The 20523-nt window shown below is 60.8% G+C and carries 15 protein-coding genes and 2 pseudogenes; 12 read left to right on the plus strand and 5 right to left on the minus strand.

What is annotated here, in order from left to right:
- The first annotated feature begins 140 nt into the window (after nucleotides 1-140).
- The gene (locus BM403_RS25580) at nucleotides 141-722 is read left to right on the plus strand and encodes a helix-turn-helix domain-containing protein (protein WP_012724366.1); all 582 of its coding nucleotides are present in this window, start codon (nucleotides 141-143) and stop codon (nucleotides 720-722) included.
- A 276-nt stretch (nucleotides 723-998) separates the two neighbouring features.
- Here the strand turns inward: BM403_RS25580 and BM403_RS25585 are convergent, their stop codons facing one another.
- A complete protein-coding gene (locus BM403_RS25585) occupies nucleotides 999-1934 on the minus strand; it encodes an AraC-like ligand-binding domain-containing protein (protein WP_012724367.1) in 936 nt (311 codons plus the stop codon).
- A gap of 364 nt (nucleotides 1935-2298) precedes the next feature.
- On the opposite strand from BM403_RS25585, the gene BM403_RS31940 reads away from it, so the two are divergent.
- The 11 genes and pseudogenes from BM403_RS31940 (at nucleotide 2299) to BM403_RS25630 (ending at nucleotide 12466) form a co-directional block, all read left to right on the plus strand.
- Nucleotides 2299-2460, plus strand: a complete 162-nt coding sequence (locus BM403_RS31940; protein ID WP_163825841.1) for a hypothetical protein — start codon at nucleotides 2299-2301, stop codon at nucleotides 2458-2460.
- A gap of 42 nt (nucleotides 2461-2502) precedes the next feature.
- Entirely contained in the window at nucleotides 2503-3561 is a 1059-nt protein-coding gene (locus BM403_RS25590; protein ID WP_012724369.1) for an aliphatic aldoxime dehydratase, read from the plus strand.
- Nucleotides 3562-3644: 83 nt separating this feature from the next.
- Nucleotides 3645-4511 carry a transporter gene (locus BM403_RS25595; RefSeq protein ID WP_093545620.1) on the plus strand — a complete coding sequence of 289 codons (867 nt, stop codon included), beginning with the start codon at nucleotides 3645-3647 and terminating at the stop codon, nucleotides 4509-4511.
- A gap of 180 nt (nucleotides 4512-4691) precedes the next feature.
- On the plus strand, nucleotides 4692-6209 hold the full coding sequence (locus BM403_RS25600) for an amidase (protein ID WP_093545623.1): 1518 nt from the start codon (nucleotides 4692-4694) through the stop codon (nucleotides 6207-6209).
- 76 nt (nucleotides 6210-6285) lie between these two features.
- A complete protein-coding gene (nthA, locus tag BM403_RS25605; protein ID WP_012724372.1) occupies nucleotides 6286-6879 on the plus strand; it encodes a nitrile hydratase subunit alpha in 594 nt (197 codons plus the stop codon).
- Nucleotides 6880-6942: 63 nt separating this feature from the next.
- The gene (nthB, locus tag BM403_RS25610) at nucleotides 6943-7605 is read left to right on the plus strand and encodes a nitrile hydratase subunit beta (RefSeq protein WP_012724373.1); all 663 of its coding nucleotides are present in this window, start codon (nucleotides 6943-6945) and stop codon (nucleotides 7603-7605) included.
- On the plus strand, nucleotides 7602-8858 hold the full coding sequence (locus tag BM403_RS25615; protein WP_012724374.1) for a GTP-binding protein: 1257 nt from the start codon (nucleotides 7602-7604) through the stop codon (nucleotides 8856-8858). The genes nthB and BM403_RS25615 overlap by 4 nt, the downstream gene beginning before the upstream one ends.
- 393 nt (nucleotides 8859-9251) lie before the next feature.
- Nucleotides 9252-9875 (plus strand): annotated as a pseudogene (locus BM403_RS32665) (PAS domain-containing protein); the annotation flags it as partial.
- 27 nt (nucleotides 9876-9902) lie between these two features.
- Nucleotides 9903-10160: pseudogene (locus tag BM403_RS32670) on the plus strand (methyl-accepting chemotaxis protein); the annotation flags it as partial.
- Between the two features lie 78 nt (nucleotides 10161-10238).
- Nucleotides 10239-11879: an AMP-binding protein gene (locus tag BM403_RS25625; RefSeq protein ID WP_093545625.1), complete on the plus strand. Its 1641-nt coding sequence runs from the start codon at nucleotides 10239-10241 to the stop codon at nucleotides 11877-11879.
- An 11-nt stretch (nucleotides 11880-11890) separates the two neighbouring features.
- Entirely contained in the window at nucleotides 11891-12466 is a 576-nt protein-coding gene (locus BM403_RS25630) for a TetR/AcrR family transcriptional regulator (protein WP_093545841.1), read from the plus strand.
- 34 nt (nucleotides 12467-12500) lie between these two features.
- Here the strand turns inward: BM403_RS25630 and BM403_RS25635 are convergent, their stop codons facing one another.
- From BM403_RS25635 to BM403_RS25650, 4 genes are all read right to left on the minus strand, one after another.
- Nucleotides 12501-15611 (minus strand): multidrug efflux RND transporter permease subunit, encoded by a 3111-nt coding sequence (locus BM403_RS25635; protein WP_046036564.1) that lies wholly within the window; start codon nucleotides 15609-15611, stop codon nucleotides 12501-12503.
- A gap of 1 nt (nucleotide 15612) precedes the next feature.
- Nucleotides 15613-16752 carry an efflux RND transporter periplasmic adaptor subunit gene (locus BM403_RS25640; protein ID WP_093545628.1) on the minus strand — a complete coding sequence of 380 codons (1140 nt, stop codon included), beginning with the start codon at nucleotides 16750-16752 and terminating at the stop codon, nucleotides 15613-15615.
- Nucleotides 16753-16816: 64 nt separating this feature from the next.
- Complete coding sequence (locus tag BM403_RS25645) at nucleotides 16817-18232, minus strand: diaminobutyrate--2-oxoglutarate transaminase (protein ID WP_080567193.1); 1416 nt, start codon at nucleotides 18230-18232, stop codon at nucleotides 16817-16819.
- A gap of 117 nt (nucleotides 18233-18349) precedes the next feature.
- On the minus strand, nucleotides 18350-20410 hold the full coding sequence (locus BM403_RS25650; protein ID WP_093545632.1) for a TonB-dependent receptor: 2061 nt from the start codon (nucleotides 20408-20410) through the stop codon (nucleotides 18350-18352).
- Between the last annotated feature and the right edge of the window lie 113 nt (nucleotides 20411-20523).

Genomic DNA, 20523 nt, shown 5'->3' on the forward strand with positions numbered 1-20523 from the left:
CTTGCCGTCGACATTGCCGTAACCTAAGCCGTCGTTCGCGGGGGGGCTCGGCAAATCAAACTTTATAATGAACTAATGACCGATATACTGAACAAGGCGCCTGAGAGCGTCAACCCTTTTAAGGATGATTTAAAAAACAAATGACCGACATAGCGAACACTCTATTGAAAAACAACCCGAGCCGAATCGATCTGCTGGCGCTTTCAATCAAGCGCGAACGCTTGGCCGCTGGGCTTTCCTTGACCGAATTGGCGAAACGCGCCGGTGTGGCGAAGTCGACGTTGTCTCAGTTGGAGTCGGGAATCGGTAACCCCAGTATCGAAACCCTATGGTCGCTGGCGATGGCAATGGGCTTGCAAGTCACCCGGTTCTTCGAACAACCCCAGCAGCCGTTGCGGGTGATTCGCGCCAACGAGGGCATGACCACCTATGCCGAGACTGCCAATTACGCAGCGACACTGCTTGCCGATTGCCAGGCGGGAGTACAGCGCGACATCTACCGGCTCAAGGTGCAGCCCGGCGAAGTTCGACTGTCTCAGCCTCACCCACCGGGAACCGTAGAGCACGTAGTGCTGTGCAGCGGCAGCGCCCATATTGGCCCGGCGACTGGGCCTGTATTGCTGAATGCCGGCGACTACATCAGCTACCTGGCGAATGTGCCTCACGTGTTCGAAGCACTTGAGGCGGACACTACTGCAGTGATGGTGATAGAGCATTCCTGAGGTAGGCGCCATGGACACGCCAAATGCTAAATTTTGCCAGCACTCGCCCTTTCCGTTCGCTCGTGTACCACGAGCGACTTGGGGGTAAACGTGGGGGCATATCTGAGGGCATGCTTTGGATGGTTTAAAAAGGATACCCCCCGTCCAAGCTCCCACACTTCCCTTCACGAAAAACATGCGTCGATGCCATTAAAAAAGCAGAGCGACCTTCAGGGCAATTCGGCATGCCCATCGGCGTGAGGCCCCCTCTCTCATCGATTTGGCACCCCGGCAATTTCAATTGCGGCGTAACAGCGTATTCGGCGCCACACCAAATGCCTTGCGAAACGCATGGCTGAAATGGGAGAAGTCAGAAAACCCGAAGTCCAGCGCCGCCTCGGACACGCTGCGTACCTGGCCGCGTTCAATCGCTTCTCGACTGGCATTCAGGCGTTCTTTCCAAATCTCTGCAACGGGGGTTTTTTGGTAGCGTGCGAAGGCCCGTGTAACGGTGCGGGTGGACACATTGTGGGCTTTGGCGATGGCTTCAATCGACAGGTCCGGCTCAGTCAAGTGCCGTTGGATGTACTGCATGATGCGGCCGTAGAGGTCCATCTCCTGATGGCTTGTTTTCAGGTCCTGGAGTTCCAGGCTGATCACAAGCAGATCAAGCAAAGCACTTGAGTAACGATTCGAGATGCGCTCGTCCTGCAGCGATGCCGGCGCGCTCGCGGCCTGATGCAGCATTTCGCGTAAAGGAACGACACCAGGACGCCGGTCGTCGAGGACCATCGCGGTGTACTCGGCAATACGCGGCAGGCGCTCGGTGAGCAACGCTCTCGGAATACGGATCAAGTGGTTTTCGGTACCACCCAGGCTGAAGCGAAACGCCTGAGTTGCGTCATAAAGAAACAAATTGCCGGTTGCCAGGCTGGCTTTTCTTGAGCCTTGTTCTATTTGCCCATGGCCATTTCGAGCGAAACCCAACCATAAATCTTCGGCCGGACCGCTGCGCAGGTGCTGCTCGGAACGCTCCCAGTAGTGCAGCGGCGAAGACAGCGAACAGATGTCCAGCTCGCCGACGGTATTGACGGTGAGCGAGCCATCAAAGCTGCTCTGGGACAAGGGTTTGCTATCGGCGGCCAGGCAATGGCGACAGACCACTTCTTTCCAATAATCAAACCGACGGGGTGCCGGAACAGCAAGGGTCGAATACTGAGTGCTTGGGTTCATGACACTGACCTCGACAACGATGCAAGAGGCGCTCGAGAAGTTGTAACGTGCGGCCAATTTTCAGGCATGAAAAGCAATTAACAGGCCAAGCGCAGTGGCAGGCCTGCTTGAGCGCGCTGCCACGTGGTTTCCATCGCGATTGTCGGCGGCCTTCGCGGGCTGTCGCCCGGTGCCGCCATCACCCTTTAAGGGCATGGCACGTCACCCGGTCGGTGCACGCGCACCAGCGCGGATCACGGGTAAACCTCAGCTCCTGCCTTGTCTTTTCCAACCAAATGGTTGTCTCGCCGAACAAAGCGCCCCCTCCTCGCCCAGCCTAATTTCCACCTCACAGCAGCTCATTCATCCGCTGATGAGGCACGCCATGCATCGACACGACTCACAACGATTGGCTGATTCCTCCTGGCTTCTGCAGCGGCGCGACCTTGCGCCTGAAGAGTCGGCTTATTGGTTGATTGAATGGAGTGCCATGCAGCTGCTGCACCGACGGCAGATCGCCAAGCGCGACCAGCCACCGACGCGCTAACGCCCAACCGTAGGCCTGAACGAAAATAACGAGGAGCTCAAGATGGAATCTGCAATCGACACACATCTCAAATGCCCGCGCACCCTGTCCCGCCGTGTACCGGACGAGTACCAACCGCCGTTCCCTATGTGGGTCGCACGCGCTGACGAGCAACTGGAACAAGTGGTGATGGCCTATCTGGGCGTGCAATATCGCGGCGACGCCCAGCGCGAGCCTGCATTGCAGGCGATGCGTCACATCGTCGGCAGTTTCAGCCTGGCCGATGGCCCGCAGACTTATGATTTGACCCACCACACCGACAGCAGCGGCTTTGATAATTTGATTGTGGTCGGGTACTGGAAAGACCCGGCCGCCCACTGTCGCTGGTTGCGGTCACCCCAAGTGAATGACTGGTGGAGTTCGCCGGATCGGCTCGGTGAAGGCCTTGGTTATTTCCGCGAAATCACCGCGCCGCGCACCGAGCAGTTCGAGACGCTGTACGCCTTCCAGGAGAACCTGCCCGGTGTCGGCGCAGTAATGGATACGACCAGTGGAGAGATCGAAGAGCACGGTTACTGGGGTTCGATGCGCGACCGTTTCCCGATCTCCCAGACGGATTGGATGAAGCCCACGAGCGAGCTGCAAGTGATCGCGGGTGACCCGGCCCAGGGCGGACGGGTCCTGGTCCTGGGGCATGACAACCTCACACTGATTCGTTCCGGCCAGGACTGGGCGGATGCCGAGGCAGAGGAGCGCTCGCTCTACCTCGACGAAATCTTGCCGACGTTGCAGGACGGCATGGACTTCCTGCGTGACAACGGCCAGCCATTGGGCTGCTACAGCAACAGGTTCGTGCGCAATATCGACCTGGACGGCAACTTTCTCGACCTGAGCTACAACATCGGTCACTGGCGCTCGGTGGAGAAACTCGAACGCTGGGCTGAATCTCACCCGACTCACCTGCGTATTTTCGTGACGTTTTTCCGCGTGGCCGCGGGTTTGAAGAAGTTAAGGCTGTACCACGAAGTGTCCGTGTCGGACGCCAAGAGCCAGGTCTTCGAGTACATCAGCTGTCACCCGCAGACCGGCATGTTGCGCGACGCGCTGCCGCCAACCACCTGAGCGCCATCTGCGTTTACCTCCCCCCCTTCTGCCGCCTTGCCACCCTCCTCGGGTGGCCGGTCTCCCTGTGCGAGGAATAAATGATGAATAAGATCCGCCTGCTGACGCTCTCTACGCTGTTGCCCGCGCTTCACGCCAACGCCGGTGAAGTAGCGCCCGGCGATTACGAGCAATACCCGGTCGGCGCTACGATCGGGGCGATTTATTACCAGCACGCCACCACGGACTCGGCTTATGCCAACGGCCACAAGGTCAGCTCTGACTTCAGGGTGAGCTCTGACATCGGCATCCTGCGGCTACTGCATGTCTACGCACTCTCCGACACCGTCACCATCGACCCGCAATTTCTTTTGCCTTTCGGACACGTCTCCAGCGCAGGTGACGCCTCAGCCCTGGGCAGCACTCGCGGCGTTGGCGACTTGATCCTCACGGCGCCGGTCAAATGGCGGTTTAACGAAGCCCGCGACACCCTCAGTATCGCCCCCTACCTGTATGTGCCGACGGGTACGTATGACAAGGACGACGCGCTCAATCTCGGCGAGAACCGCTGGAAATTCGAACTGCAGAGTGCGTACGTCAAACACTTCACAGAAAAATGGGCGATGGACCTGGTCGGCGGTGCCACCTGGTATGGCGACAACACAGACTACGGTGCCAATGCCGACCGTATGAAGCAGGACGTTTCCTACGCAGCGCAGATCATGGGGCGTTACATGCCAGACGCCAGCACCGCGTTTGGTATCGGCTTCGGGCGCACCTGGGGAGGTGAGACGAACATTGAGCACGTCAATCAGGATAACGAGCTTGGCACCACCAACTTCCGTCTCACCGCCACCAAATTCGTCACCCCCCAAGACCAGATCCAACTGCAATTGGGCAAGGACCTCTCGGTGGACAGCGGCACCAAGGAAGACTTCCGCATGAACCTGCGTTATGCGCGCATTTTTTAACGCAAGGGTCTTCGACCGCGTGCCCTTTGCGCCTTTGCACAGCGGTGTCCGGCTCAGCCAAGTCGATGTCTTTCTCAACCAAGCCTGCGACTTGAGGCGCGGACTATCTTGAGCGCCAGGCCCACTGATATTGATGAGCAGCAGTGCTCTTCGGCCACTTACGATAAGGACAGCCCAACCATGCCAATTGTGCGCCCCACCCTTGAACAGCTATTGGATGTATCGAGCCGCCTGCACATGCAGATCAGTGCGGAGCAAGCCCACGAATACCTGGCGCTTATGCAGTCAAGCTTCGATGCTTATGACCTGATTGACGAGCTGCCTGACCTCATTCCGCCGGTGCGTTACGAACGCAGTTCGGGCTATCGCCCCTCGGCTGCACACAACCCGCTCAATGCCTGGTACTTCCGCACGGAAGTCAGCGGTGCCCGCGAAGGCAAGTTGGCGAATAAAACCGTCGCACTGAAGGACAATATTTCACTCGCGGGCGTCCCCATGATGAATGGTGCAAAGCCCCTTGAAGGCTTCGTTCCATCATTTGATGCCACCGTTGTCTCCCGCTTGCTGGATGCCGGCGCAACCATCCTCGGCAAGGCAACCTGCGAGCATTACTGCCTGTCCGGGGGGAGTCACACCTCCGATCCGGCGCCGGTGCACAACCCCTATCGCCACGGATTTTCCTCGGGTGGGTCGTCTTCCGGCAGCGCCGCACTGGTTGCCGCGGGCGAGGTTGACCTGGCAGTCGGCGGTGACCAAGGAGGGTCGATCCGGATTCCTTCCGCATTCTGCGGCACTTACGGGATGAAGCCGACTCACGGACTGGTGCCTTACACCGGGATCATGGCCATCGAGGCGACTATTGATCATGCCGGCCCCATCACGGCAAACGTACGCGACAACGCCTTGATGCTGGAGGTCATGGCGGGAGCGGATGGGCTCGATCCGCGACAAGCCGCGCCCCAGGTCGACACGTACAGCGATTACCTGGAGCGCGGTGTGAGCGGGCTGAGGATCGGAGTGCTGCGCGAAGGCTTTGAACTGGCCAACCAGGACCCGCGTGTTGCCTCGTCTGTGCGCAATGCCATCGACGCATTTGCACGGCTGGGTGCGCAGGTCGAAGAGGTGTCAGTGCCTGAGCACAAGATTGCCGGTGCGCTGTGGCACCCCATCGGCTGTGAAGGCCTGACGATGCAGATGATGCACGGCAATGGGGCCGGCTTTAACTGGCAAGGGCTGTATGACCTCGGGTTGCTGGACAAGCAAGCCGGATGGCGCGACCAGGCGAATGACCTGTCCGCGTCTCTCAAGCTGTGCATGTTCGTCGGGCAATACGGTTTGGAGCGCTACAACGGTCGTTTCTACGCCAAGGCACAAAACCTCAGGCGCCTGGCACGCTCCGGCTATGACGCCGCATTGGCGCGCTATGACCTGCTGGTGATGCCTACCGTGCCGATCATTGCCCAGCCCCATCCGGAGCCCGGTTACTCGGTCACCGAGTACGTGGCCCGAGCGCTGGAAATGATCGGCAATGCCTCCGCACAGGACATCACTGGCCATCCGGCCATGTCGATTCCCTGTGGCCTGGTAGACGGTTTACCTGTCGGGCTGATGCTGGTGGGCAAACACTATGCCGAAGGCACGATTTACCAGGCTGCCGCGGCATTCGAGGCATCGGTTGACTGGAAAAACAGTCAGTAGCCGGTGCGTCCCCTTGCAGCGCAAGAGAATAAGCCGCCGTGCGCTGCCTAGAAGCTCAACGATGAGGAACCAACTGATGACCACACCTGAAAATAAAACATCAACCCCGGGTGAGCGAGCACAGGCATTACTGCACGTGCTCAAACAAAAGGACCTGATCCCCGACGGTTACATCGAGCACATGACACAGCTGATGGCACACGAATGGAGCCCGCAGAACGGTGCTCGGGTGGTGGCCAAGGCATGGGTGGACCCGCAGTTCCGCGAGCTGCTGCTCAAGGACGGTACCGCTGCGTGCGCCCAATTTGGCTATACCGGCCCGCAGGGTGAATACATTGTTGCGCTGGAAGACACGCCCAGTGTGAAAAACGTGATCGTGTGCAGCCTGTGCTCCTGCACCAATTGGCCCGTCCTGGGCTTGCCGCCGGAGTGGTACAAGGGCTTCGAGTTCCGCGCTCGACTGGTTCGCGAAGGGCGCACCGTGCTGCGTGAACTGGGCACGGAGCTGCCGGATGGGGTCACCATCAAAGTGTGGGACACCAGCGCCGAAAGCCGCTACCTGGTGCTGCCTCTGCGGCCAAAGGGGAGCGAATCCATGGATGAAGAGGCACTTCGAAAATTGATTACCAAGGATGTCCTTATTGGCGTGGCGCTACCGTACGTCGCCTAATCAGGGTGCTTTGTTTCTTTCAATTTTCATTCTCTATTCATTCGCTATTAAGAGGTATCCACGATGGATGGCTTTCACGATCTCGGCGGTTTCCAAGGCTTTGGCAAAGTCCCTCACACCGTCAACAGCCTGAGCTACCAACCTGTGTTCAAGCAGGACTGGGAGCACCTGGCGTACAGCTTGATGTTTATCGGTGCCGATCACTTGAAGAAGTTCAGCGTGGATGAAGTGCGCCACGCCGTCGAACGCCTGGACGTGCGCCAGCATGTCGGCACCCAGTACTACGAACGCTATGTCATCGCCACCGCCACCCTGCTGGTCGAAACCGGCGTCATCACCCAGGCGGAGCTCGATCAGGCCCTGGGTGCTCACTTCAAGCTGGCGAACCCCGCGCATGCGCAGGGTCGCCCGGCGATCACTGGCCGACCGCCTTTTGAAGTCGGCGACCGGGTTGTCGTGCGTGACGAGTATGTGGCCGGGCATGTCCGCATGCCGGCCTATGTGCGCGGCAAGGAAGGCGTGGTCCTGCACCGAACTTCAGAAAAATGGCCGTTCCCGGACGCCATAGGTCATGGCGACTTGAGCGCTGCGCATCAGCCAACCTACCACGTCGAGTTTCGCGTCAAAGACCTGTGGGGGGATGCAGCCGACGACGGTTTTGTGGTGGTCGACCTGTTCGAAAGCTACTTGGACAAGGCCTCCAGCGCGCAAGCGGTGAACCTATGATTGACGGCGCCCAGGCGGGCCGACTGCCGGTGACCGTGCTTTCTGGCTTCCTCGGCGCCGGCAAAACCACCCTGCTCAATCATATCTTGCGCAATCGCGACGGCCTGAAAGTGGCAGTCATCGTCAACGACATGAGCGACGTCAACATCGATGCTGAAGAGGTACAGCGCGACGTGGCGCTGCACCGTGGTCGAGATGAATTGATCGAGATGAGCAATGGCTGTATCTGTTGCACGCTGCGCGCCGATTTGCTCGAGCAGATCAGTGCCCTGGCACGCCAGCAACGTTTTGACTACCTGCTCATCGAGTCCACGGGCATTTCCGAGCCGATGCCGGTTGCCGAGACGTTTGCATTCCTTGACGCAGAAGGCTTCAGCCTCAGCGAACTGGCGCGGCTCGATACCTTGGTGACGGTGGTCGATGGCAGTCGTTTTCAGGCGTTGCTCGACGCGCCAGACATCGTGGCCCGCGACGACGCCCAAGCGGACGCACCCAAACGCCATCTGGCAGATCTGCTGATTGAGCAGGTGGAGTACGCCAACGTCATTCTCGTCAACAAACTGGACCTGATCGACGAGCCCGGTTACCAGGCCGTGCACGCGATCCTCACCGGCCTTAACCCGACCGCGCGGATCATGCCGATGACACACGGCAACGTTGAGCTATCAGGCATTCTCGGTACTCATCTGTTTGATTTACCCAGCCTGGCTGCATCACCCGGCTGGATGAAAAAAATGCAGGCCGATGACACACCGGCCTCCGAGTCGGACACCTATGGCGTGACGTCATGGGTGTACCGCGAGCGTGCCCCCTTTCACCCACAGCGATTATTCGATTTTCTGCAGCGCCCCTGGTGCAACGGGCGCCTGTTGCGCAGCAAGGGTTACTTCTGGCTCGCCAGCCGGCACCTGGAAACCGGCCTGCTGGTGCACAGCGGCAGGCAGTTCCAGTGGGACTATGTCGGGCACTGGTGGAACTTCATCGAGCCGTCGCAATGGCCGCGGGATGAATATCGGTTGCGAAGCATCATGACCAAGTGGGACAGCATTGTCGGCGATTGCCGGCAGGAGTTGGTCTTTATCGGCCAGGATATGGATACCCACGTGTTACAGCGCGCCCTCGACGACTGCTTGCTGAGTGCCCAGGAAATCGCCGCCGGCCCATCCGCCTGGCAAACGCTGCCGGGCGCGAACGTCTTTGACGCCCAGGCCTTATCCGCCCCAATGCAATCCTTGCAGGCTGTTCCCATTTGACCGAGGTAGAGGTGCCCCATGCTCTTTTTCCGCCGCACCACACACCGGGTATTGGCGCAGCTCGCCGACCGGCTGGACCAGCCTGGGCAGGCGAGCACGCCATTGTCGTCGAACAACCGGTCAGTGCACCGCATCCTGGCAAGCGTCGAACACCTGCTGCAAGAGCGGCAAGCCGTTAAGGAGCAGGCCAGCGCACTGACGTTTCGCGTCAGCCAACTGGAAGAGCACCTGGCCGGCCGTGACAAGCTGTTGCAGCAATGGGAGGCGCGCTGGGCACTGATCATACAGGGCGCAGATGAGCTGTTCTGGGAACTGGAGCTGGATGGAACCGCTGCACCTGGGCCGGAATGTGCGATGACGTGGACGGGGCCTGCGTCGAACCCGGCCCAGGCGATGGATCAGCTCGGCGCGTGGAGTGAACAGTTGCACCCGGATGACCGGCAAGCGCATCTGGCAGCGCTCGCCAGGCACCTTGCCGATCGTAGCGGGCGGACGGCATTTGCGCTCGAGGTGCGCATGAAGCCTGCACCCGGCGATGACTACCGCTGGTGCAGCATCAGCGGTGCCTCGCGGCGCGATGCGCAAGGCGCAGCGCTCTGCATCGCGGGGACCGTGCGTGACATTCATGCACAGTACCTGCACAACGAGGCGCTCGAACTGGCGGCCACACGTTTCGATATTTCCCGGGAGATGCTGCATGACGGGCTCTGGGACATCGAGGTGGTGGCAGGCGACCCGGCGAACCCAAAAAATACCATTTGGTGGTCTTCGCAAATGCGCCGACTGCTGGGATGCAACACGGTTGAGGAGTTCCCCAACACCCTGGAAAGCTGGACCTCGCGCTTGCATCCCGACGATAGCGCAAGGGCCATCGGCGCATTCGTCGCCCATGTGGACGACCGCAGCGGCAAGACACCGTTCGATGTGGATTATCGACTCAAGCACAAAAACGGCACTTACCGCTGGTTTCGCGGCCGCGGACAAACGCGCCGCGCGCAGGACGGCTCTGCGCAACGGGTGGTGGGTGCCATCACCGACATACATGCCCACCATGAAGAAAGCACGATGCGCGAGGCCCAGGCGCAACAACATCGGGTGATGCAGGAAACCCTCACCAAGCTGACGCAGATTGTTGCCACCATCCAGGGCATTGCCAGCCAGACCAACCTGCTGGCGTTGAATGCCGCCATTGAGGCGGCGCGAGCAGGCGAAGCCGGTCGCGGGTTTGCCGTGGTCGCCGATGAAGTGCGCAAGCTCGCCACGCGAACCAGCCAGGCGACCCAGCAAGCGGCCGAGATGATGGACAACTAGCCACATCCCTGCGCCTGCGCGGCGTGCGTGGGCACAGGGCAACTTCCAACAATAATAATCAGGTACGTTATGCGCGATTACGACTCAGCGGTGTCAACGTTCGACTATCTACAACTGGCTGCTCAAGACTTGCACGGCGAACCGGAAGCCTTGAACGCCTGCATCGAGTGCTGCGACCGGCACGCTCATGGCAATGCCGTGGCGTTGTACTGCGAAACGCGGGATGGCCGCGCCACGCGCTATACGTTCAGCGAATTGCAGGTGCACGCTGCGCGCTTCGCAAACTTCCTGCGAGCGCAAGGGGTACAGCCGGGAGATCGTGTCGCCGGACTGCTGCCACGCACAGTTGAACTGGTGATTACTGTCCTCGGGACCTGGCGCATCGGCGCGGTCTACCAACCGCTCTTTACCGCATTCGGGCCCAAGGCGATCGAGCAGCGATTGGCGTGCTCCGGGGCACGCTGGATCGTGACCGATTCCCACAATCGTCCCAAGCTGGATGACATCCCCGACTGCCCTCGCGTCATTGTGGCCGACGGCCCCCCACAGCACCCGAACGATGACGGTTTCTGGGACGCCCTCGGCCGTCAACACGCCGACTGCACGCCTGAGCTGCTGGACGCCAGTGCGCCTTTCCTGCTCATGTGTACCTCGGGCACTACAGGACCTGCCAAGCCGCTTGAGGTGCCTTTGAGCGCCATTCTGGCCTTCAAAAGTTATATGCGCGATTCAATCGACCTGCGCGAAGACGACCATTTCTGGAACCTCGCCGACCCCGGCTGGGCCTATGGCTTGTATTACGCAGTCACCGGGCCACTGGCGTGCGGCCGGGCCACGCTGTTCCATGACGGCCCTTTCACCGTGGAAAGCACCTGCCGGATTATCGCCAAGTATGCGATCAGCAACCTGGCCGGCTCGCCCACGGCCTATCGCCTGCTGATTGCCGCCGGGGCCGAGTTCGCCGACGCCGTGCGTGGTCAACTGCGTATCGTCAGCAGCGCCGGCGAACCGCTCAACCCGCAAGTCATCCGTTGGTTCGCCGAACAGCTCGGCGTGGTCATTCACGACCATTACGGCCAGACCGAAATCGGCATGGTGCTGTGCAATCACCATGGGCTACGCCATCCGGTACGTGAGGGTTCTGCCGGTTACGCGGTGCCGGGGTACCGGATTGTCGTGCTGGATGATGCGCATCAGGAATTACCGACGGGTCAGCCGGGCGTACTGGCGGTGGACCGCGAGCGCTCGCCCCTGTGTTGGTTCAATGGCTACTTGCATATGCCCACCAAGGCTTTTGTCGACCGTTACTACTTGAGCGGCGATATCGTGGAGCTCAATGCGGACGGCAGTATCAGCTTTGTAGGCCGTAACGACGATGTGATCACCACATCCGGCTACCGCGTGGGGCCTTTCGATGTCGAGAGTGCGCTGATCGAACATCCGGCAGTCGTCGAAGCCGCGGTGATCGGCAAGCCCGACCCGCAACGCACCGAGCTGATCAAGGCGTTTGTGGTGCTGAACCGTCAGTACCTGCCCAGTGCGGAGTTGGCGGAAGTCTTGCGCCTGCATGTCAAACAGCGCTTGGCTGCACATGCGTACCCCCGGGAAATCGAGTTCGTCGAACAACTGCCCAAGACCCCGAGTGGCAAGGTGCAGCGGTTCATTCTGCGCAACCAGGAAATTGCCAAACAGCAGGCACTCGACACATGACTCACGGGCGTATGGCTCCCGCGCTGAGCCGCTCGGAGTTTCAGCGCAGAGCCCTGGAGCTGTTCAAGGAGCGTAGTTTCAGCCAGGTCAGCATGCGCGAATTGGCGGCGCATGTTGGCATCAGCCCGGGGGCGATTTATCACCATGTCGAGAGCAAGGAAGCCATGCTGTTTGAATGGCTGACAGAGCTGTATCAGGCACTGTTGTCGCACGTCGACCTGCTCAAGGCCCGAAGATTGACGCCCGCGCAACGCCTGACAAAACTGATCGAAGGCCATCTTAAATTGCATGAACAGATGACCGGGCACTTCAAGTTAGCGGTGATGGATGCCAATTGCCTGGGCGCCCCGATGCAGGCACGCATTGAGCGATTGAGGCTAGCCTATGAGTCAGAATTCATGAAATTGGTCGGCCAACTGGGCCATCCGCCCGGCGGGCCGTTGCGCGAGGGTGCGCTTACTGCGATTTTGCCCATGCTGAACAGCCTACCTACCTGGCTGAGCCCGAAGGTTGACAAGGGGCAACGTCGGCTTATTACAAAGACCATCGCCGATGCGGTCATTCACGCCATAAACGCCCTGCCTTGAGTGCCCCTACCCAGCGCTGGATGTCAAAACTGACTCAAGGCCCTTTGTTCGCGTCCACGACCCATTGGCGACCCTGAAGTCTTTGAGAAACCGACATCACCTTCACAAATAACACGGGCACCCACAACACGCCCAGCACTGTTGCCGCGAGCATTCCACCGATAACCCCGGTTCCGATCGCTTGCTGGCTGGCAGCACCCGGCCCGGTGGCGAGCGCCAGGGGCACCACGCCCAGGATAAATGCCAGTGACGTCATGATGATCGGGCGAAAACGCAGGCGTGCGGCCTGGATCGCCGCATCTGCAAGGCTCGCACCTTGGGCGTGCAGCGCTTTGGCAAACTCGACAATCAGGATCGCGTTCTTCGCCGACAGGCCGATGATGGTGACCAAGCCCACCTTGAAATAGACGTCATTGGGCATGCCCATGACGGTGACGGCAGCCACTGAACCCAACACGCCCACCGGCACGATCAACAGCACGGCAAACGGTATCGCCCAACTTTCATACAAGGCCACGAGCACCAGCAGGACCGTCAACAGTGATAAACCCATCAACAGCGGCACCTGGGCACTGGATTGTTGCTCCTGCAAAGACAACCCGGCCCATTCCAGGCTGAAGCCGGCCGGCAGTTGCGCAGCGATGTCCTGCAATGCCTGCATCGCCTGGCCGGTGCTGTAGCCGGCAGCGGCATCACCGGTAAAGCGCAGCGATTGCGAGCCGTTGTAACGCACGATCTGCAGCGGGCCGACTTGCCACTCGAAACGGCTGAAGGCTTCCAGGGGTACCAGTTTGTTCTGCCGGTTGGGCACTTGCAGGCGCAGCAGCGCTTCAGGTGTCTGGCGGCTACTGCCGTCGGCCTGGACGATCACGCGCTGCATGCGCCCCTGGTTGGCGAATTCGTTGATTTGTTGTGAGCCCAAGGCCGCCGATAACGCGGCGCTGATCACATCGAAACTCACACCGAGGGCCTCGGCTTTTTCCCGGTCGATGTCGATTTTGATCTGCGGTGCGTCCGCCAGGCCTTCATCGCGCAGGCTGCCGATCACGGGGGACGCCTTGGCCGCCGCGAGCAGTTGTGCGCGGGCTCCCAGCAACTCGGCGTGAGGGTGGCCGGTCAGGTCTTGCAGGCGCAGTTCGAAGCCGGCGGACGTGCCAAGGCCATCGACCGCCGGCGGCACGGTGCTGAACACGCTGCCGTCGCTGACATCTTCAAAGGCCCGGGTCGCGCGCTGTGCCACGGCGCGGCTGGCCTGGTCCGATCCGCGAACCGACCAGTCCTTGAGGCTGATATACGACAAGGCGGCATTGGCCCCCTCGCCCGAGAAGCTGAAGCCCAGGATACTGAGCACCTGGTGGGTGGCCGGTTGTGCCAGGGCGTATTGCTCCCAGGCGTTCACCGTCACCTCGGTACGCGCGGCGGAGGCCGCTGGCGGCAGTTGGATATCGGTGACGGTGTAGCCCTGGTCCTCACTGGGAATAAAGGAGGATGGCAAACGGTGATAGGCCAACACCAGCACCGCCAGCAATAGCAGGTACAGACAGACGCTGCGAGTGCCGCGCCGCACCCAGGTGCCGGCGACGCGCTCATAGTGTGCGGTCAACCTATCAAAGTGGCGGTTGAACCCAGGCACCCGCCGTGTCGGATCAAAAGGCTTCAGCAATGCCGCACACAGCGCCGGAGTCAGGGTCAGCGCGAGGAGCCCGGAGAACAGAATCGACACCGACAACACTAGGGCGAACTGCTGGTAGATCACGCCCACCGAACCGCCCATGAAGGCCAGCGGCAAAAACACCGTTGCCAGCACCAGGGTAATGCCGACAATGGCTCCGCTGATCTGACGCATGGCCTTGCGGGTCGCATCCTTGGGCGACAGACGCTCCTGGCTGATCAAGCGCTCGACGTTTTCCACCACGACAATGGCATCGTCCACCAGCATGCCGATGGCCAGCACCATGCCGAACAGCGTCATCATATTGATGGAAAACCCCAGCACCCCCATCACGGCCAGCGTGCCCGACAGACACACCGGCACGACCACTGCCGGGATCAGGGTGTAGCGCAGCTTCTGCAAGAACAGCCACATCACCAGGAATACCAGGACCATGGCTTCGATCAAGGTGTAGACGACCTGCTTGATCGCGGCCTGGACAAAGGGCGCCGTGTCGTACGGCACGCTCAAGCGCATATTGCCCGGCAAGGTGCTCGACAGATGCTCCAGACGCGCCTTGACCGCCTGTGCGGTCTGCAACGCATTGCCACCCGGCGCGAGTTGCACCGACATGGCGGCCACGGGCTTGCCGTTGAGGCGGGCATCGAAGCGGTAGTCCTGGCGCCCCAGCTCCACCCGCGCCACATCGTGAATCCGCACACTGGCGCCATCATCATTGGCGCGCAGGACAATATTGCCGAACGCTTCCACCGACTCCAACTGGCCTTGAACCATGACGGTCGCGGTGATCTGCTGGTCCACCGGGCCCGGACGTTCCCCCATGCTACCGGCCGGTACCTGCACGTTCTGCGCCGCGATGGCTTTGCTCACGTCCGCCATCGACAGGCCGTAACCCACCAGCTTCGCCGGGTCGACCCAAATGCGCATGGCGCGTTCGGCGGTATACATCTCCACGCGGCCGACCCCGGCCACACGACGAATTTCGTTGTTCACCGCGCGGGCTGCAAAGTCGGCCAGGCCGACCGAGTCCTGCTGCTCGTCGGTGTACGACAGGGCGTAGATCATCAGGAAGTTCGCGCGTACCTGCTCGACTTTCAATCCTTGCTCGATCACCGCCTGGGGCAAACGCCCCACCACCCGTTGCAGGCGGTTTTGCACGTCGATCTGCGCGCGATCCGGGTCAGTGCCCGGTTTGAAGGTGACGGTCGTGTCTGCGCTGCCATTGGCGCTGGTGGACTCGTAGTAGAGCAAGTCCGGCAGGCCGTTGAGTTCCTCTTCCAGCAGGCTGGTGACGTTGAGGTTGATGATCTGTGCCGACGCGCCAGGGTAGCTGGCACTCACGCTGATTTGCGGCGGCGCAACGTCGGGGTACTGGCTGACCGGCAAACGGCCGAGCGTCAACGCCCCAGCCAGTACGATAAACAGCGCGATAACCCAGGCGAAATTCGGACGTTCAATGAAAAAGTCGACCATTTCAGTCTGCGGCCTGTCGTGCAGCCAGGGTATCGACATTGACCTTGCTACCGGCGCTGAGCTTGTCGGCCCGTTCCACCACCACCCGCTCACCCGCCTTCAATCCTTGGATGATCTGCCAGTCGGGGCCGAGCATCGCGCCGGTGCTGACGATGCGCTCCTGTACCACGCCTTGGGCGTCGACCAGCATCAGCCGGGCTTGTCCGTCGGTGCCACGCTGCACCGCCTGCTGCGGCACGAACAGCGCCTGTGGGTCGACCCCCGCCGGTGCCACCACCCTTACGTACATGCCGGGCAGCAGAACGTTATCGGGGTTGGGAAACTCACCGCGCAAGGTCACCTGGCCGGTGCTGCGGTCTACGGAAATATCGGAGAACAGCAGCTTGCCCGCGCGAGTCTGCGCCGGGGTGCCGACCTGCAGCGAGACCTGGGCCGCGCCCTCCCCGGTCAACACCAGGCGGCCGTTGGCCACGGCTTGGCGCAGCGCCACGACCTGTTCGGCGGGCTGGGTGAAGTCAGCGTAGATCGGGTCCAGTTGCTGAATCCGTGCCATCTGCGTGGCTTCGTCCTGGCCGACCAGCGCGCCCTCGCTGACCAGCGCACGGCCTATGCGGCCGCTGATCGACGCACGCACCTGGCAGTAATCCAGATTGAGTTGTGCGGTCGCCCGGTCAGCTTCTGCGGCCAGGCGGTCGGCCTTGGCGCGTTTGAGGTCGGCAATTGCATCATCAAACAACTGCGGACTGACCGCATTGATCTCGACCAATTGCTTGTAGCGCTGCACATGCGCATTGGCGCGATAGACATCCGCCTCGGCCCTGGCCAGGTCACCTTCGACGCGCATCAACTTGGCCTTGAGCGGTGCCGGGTCGATGCTGAATAACAGCTGGCCAGCCTTGACGTCACTGCCTTCGACAAAATGCCGCGCCAGCACCACCCCGGCGACCCGCGCGCGCACTTCTGCGACGCGCACTGGTTCGATGCGGCCCGGCAGTTCGGCCGTCATGGCAAAGGCGCGGGATTGTACGGTCAGGGTCTTGACCTGCGCCGGCAGCGTCCTGGACGCAACGGGCGGCGGCGCAGGGTCGCAGCCGCCAAGGGCCAGCGCCGCAAACAGCAGTGTCGATACAGCCTTGTGCATGTGTCGTCCTTACGCTGAAAAATGCGCACTGCCATGCCTTTGGCAGGCGCCGGGCATCGCTCGATCAGGGCTGCGTGGTGATCGAGTGGGCGGCTTGGAACAGGATCTGCGCAACAAAATCAATTTCCTGCTCGGTGATGATCAGCGGCGGCAGGAAGCGCACCGTTGCTCCGTGACGCCCACCCAGCTCGACGATCAACCCATGTTTGAGGCACGCCTGCTGGAAAGCCTTGGCCCGCGCAGTGTCCACCGGCGGATGCCCTTGTACATCAGGCACCCCGCACGGGTCGACGATTTCCATGCCGAGCATCAGGCCGCGGCCGCGCACGTCGCCGACCCAGGTGAATTCACTTTGCAGCGCCTGCAACTGCTTGCGCAGGTGCGCGCCGACCGTCTCGGCGTGGGCCACCAAGTCATTGTCGCGGATGAAGCGCAAGGTCGCCGTACCCGCCGCCATTGCCAACTGATTGCCACGGAAGGTGCCGGCATGCGCACCGGGCTGCCAGACATCCAGCGCGTCGTTATAGACCATGACCGACAACGGTAGGCCGCCACCGATGGCCTTGGACAAGGTGATGACGTCCGGGGTGATGCCCGATTGCTCGAAACCGAACATACGGCCGCTGCGGGCAATGCCGCATTGGATTTCGTCGACGATCAGCGGGATACCGTGGGCACGGGTCAAGCGTCGCAGTTCCTGCAGCCAGCGGTCCGGCGCGGCGATCACACCGCCCTCGCCCTGGATCGGCTCCAGGATCATCGCAGCCGGCAACGTCACACCGCTTTCCGGGTCGTTGAGCAGATGTTCCAGGTAGCGCACGTTGAGGGTGACGCCTTGATCGCCGGCGACGCCAAATGGGCAGCGGTAATCATGCGGGTACGGCAGGCGTTGCACGCCCGGCATCAGGGCGCCGAGGGCATTTTTCGGTGACAGGTTGCCGCTGATGGCCAAGGTGCCCAGGGTCATGCCGTGATAGGCGCCTTCGAACGCCAGCACCGAATGACGACCGGTGGCGGTGCGAGTCAGTTTGAGTGCCGCTTCCACGGCGTCTGCACCGCTGGGGCCGCAAAACTGGATACGCGCGTTGCGTGCGAAGTCTGCCGGCAGGCAGCCGAAGACTTCCTGGACAAAGGCATCCTTGACCGGCGTCATCAGGTCCAGGGTATGCATCGGCACACCGGCCGCCATCACTTGCGTGATCGCCTCGATGACCACGGGGTGGTTATGGCCCAACGCGAGGGTTCCGGCGCCGGCCAGGCAATCGACGAACACCTGCCCGCGACTGTCCTGTACGTAGATCCCATAGGCACGTTCAAGCACCAAGGGAATACGTCGGGGGTAGCTGCGGGCGTTTGATTCCTGCTGTTGCTGGCGCTCGAGCATCGGCGTCAGGTCCAGGCAATAAGGTTGGGACAGCCCGGTATGCGCCAGGCGTAGCTGTGGCGCACCACCGTGCGTGGCATTCGAAAAAGCGCTCATGAGATCCTCCATGGAGGCTGGGTGTGGAAGCAAGTGGGACTGCCTGGGCGCGAGCGCCCCAGGCAGCAAACAGCTTGAAACCAGACGCTGGGAATGCGCATCCCTGCGCCCATCGACTTACATGTCGTAACGCAGTACCAGGCCGAATGTGCGCGGGGCGCCCACATCGATGATGTCGCCAATGCGGTTGCTCGTGACGTATTCCTTGCCGAAAGCGTTTTTCAGGTAACCGGACACCGCAACGTTCTTGGTCACCTTGTATTCGGTGCTGAAGTTGGTCAGCACGTAGTTGTCACTGCGGCGTACTTTGCTGACGTTGCCGTTGGCGTCGAACTCGAAGTCGGACGGCGCGGTGCTCTGGTAGGTGAGGTCGGTGTTGAGGGTCAAGCGGTCGTTCCAGCGGTAGGTACCGCCCACCGACATTTTGTATTTCGGCGAGTAGAGGAATGGCTGGCCGCTACGATCCAGGCCGTCGCCGGTGTTGAAATCCTTGTATTTGGCATCGGTGATGGCGCCGCCGATGTTGAGGGTCAACTGCTCACCGAAGTCTTTTTCGACGCTGACTTCCAGGCCCTTGATGTCGCTGCGACCGGCGTTGTACACAAGGAAGAAATTGCCCGACGGGTCGAGCACGCTGACCTGCTGGTCTTTCCAATCGGTGTAGTACAGGTTGGCGCGCGCACGCAGGCTCTTCTCGAGGAACGAACCCCGGTACGACAGCTCGTAGTTGGTGGTGTACTCCGGATCGTAAGCCTCGTGGCCGCCACCGGCACGCACGTTGACGCCACCGCCTCGGTAGCCTTTCTGCACCATGAAACCGACGTACTGATCAGGAATGAACTGATAATCGACGCCCAGTTTCGGCAAGAGTGCGCTGAAGGATTTCTTGACCTTGCCAGGGCTGGAGAAGTCATCCTGCTCGATATCGGTGTCGTTGGTTTCGTAGTCGTAGCGCAGGCCGGTGATCAAAGTCCAGTTCGGCGCGAAATCCCAGTCCACCTCGCCGAACAGCGCGGCGTTGTTGATAGCGACATCGCCTTTGGCTGCACCGCGTTGCACATTGTTGAACAGCAAGCGATCGTGGAAGCTGTTGGTGGTGCGGCCAAAATACACGCCACCGAAGCTGCGGATTGTGTCGGACTCATAACCCAGGCGCAGTTCCTGGCTGAACATGTTGCCAGCCTGGTTACGCAGGATCTCGTTGTTCGCCGTGGCGGTCTGGTCGAAGTCCTTGCGCGCGGTGTAGTCCGAGTGGGTGTAGGTGGTCAGGTTGGTCAGTGTCCAGGCATCGTTGAGACGCCAGTCGATCTTCGCGCTCAAGGTGTCCTGGTTAAGGTTGTCGTAGGCCTTGGTGTTCGAGGCGATCTTGAAATACTGGACCTTGTCGCCGATGCGGGTGATCGAGTTGTCGCCCTGACGGTGTTCGTTGTGTGCGTAGGTCAACAGCACATCGGTGTCGTCGTTCGGCGTGATCAACAACTTGCCGCGATAGTTGCTCGTGCGGTGCGGGTTGGCATCGTCGTGATTGGTGGTGTTGCGGATATAACCGTCGCCGTCCTGGGTATCGATGGCGATGCGGCCGGCGATCTTGTCGTCGACGATCGAGCCACCGCCGGCCACGGCTACACCGCGCTCACCGTAGTTGCCGATGTTGGTCTGGGCGGAGAAGGATGGGTCGAAGGTTGGGTTCTTGGTCTGGATCACCACCGCGCCGGCCAGGGAATTGCGGCCTTGGGTGGTGGACTGCGGGCCGAGGAAGACTTCAACCTGCTCCGTGTCCCACAGGCCGATCGGGCTCAACGTCAGCGCCCGGTTCGGTTGTTGGGCGCCATCGACGTACACCGACACCGCGCCGTTCAAGGTCGCCGGGCCCTGGTCATCGAAACCCGACACCGGCACACCACGGATACCCCAGTTTTCGTTACCGGCTTGGTTGTACACGCCAGGGGTGCGGGCGAATACGTCGATCAGGTTGTGATCGGCCTTGTCGCGCAGTTGCTGTTCGGTCACGACGGCCACGCTCGACTGGGTCTTCTCAAGCGAGCGGTTGATCTTTTCGCCGGTGACGGTGACCGGCGCAATCTCCAGTGCGGCGGGTTGATCGTCCGCCCATGCGCTGTTCAACAGGTACATGGCTGAGCCTACCGCCAACGCAAGTGTATTAATTTTGTAATTCACGCCCCGCTCCCCTACCGCAGTTATTTGTATTTTTATCCGTTGGCAAATCGCTGTTTTTTCCCAGCGGGGCGGAGTCTAGTCGAAAAAAAATATTAAAGGAATAGTATTGATAA

The sequence above is a fragment of the Pseudomonas sp. OV546 genome (genome assembly GCF_900116845.1).
Taxonomy (GTDB): Bacteria; Pseudomonadota; Gammaproteobacteria; order Pseudomonadales; family Pseudomonadaceae; genus Aquipseudomonas; species Aquipseudomonas petroselini.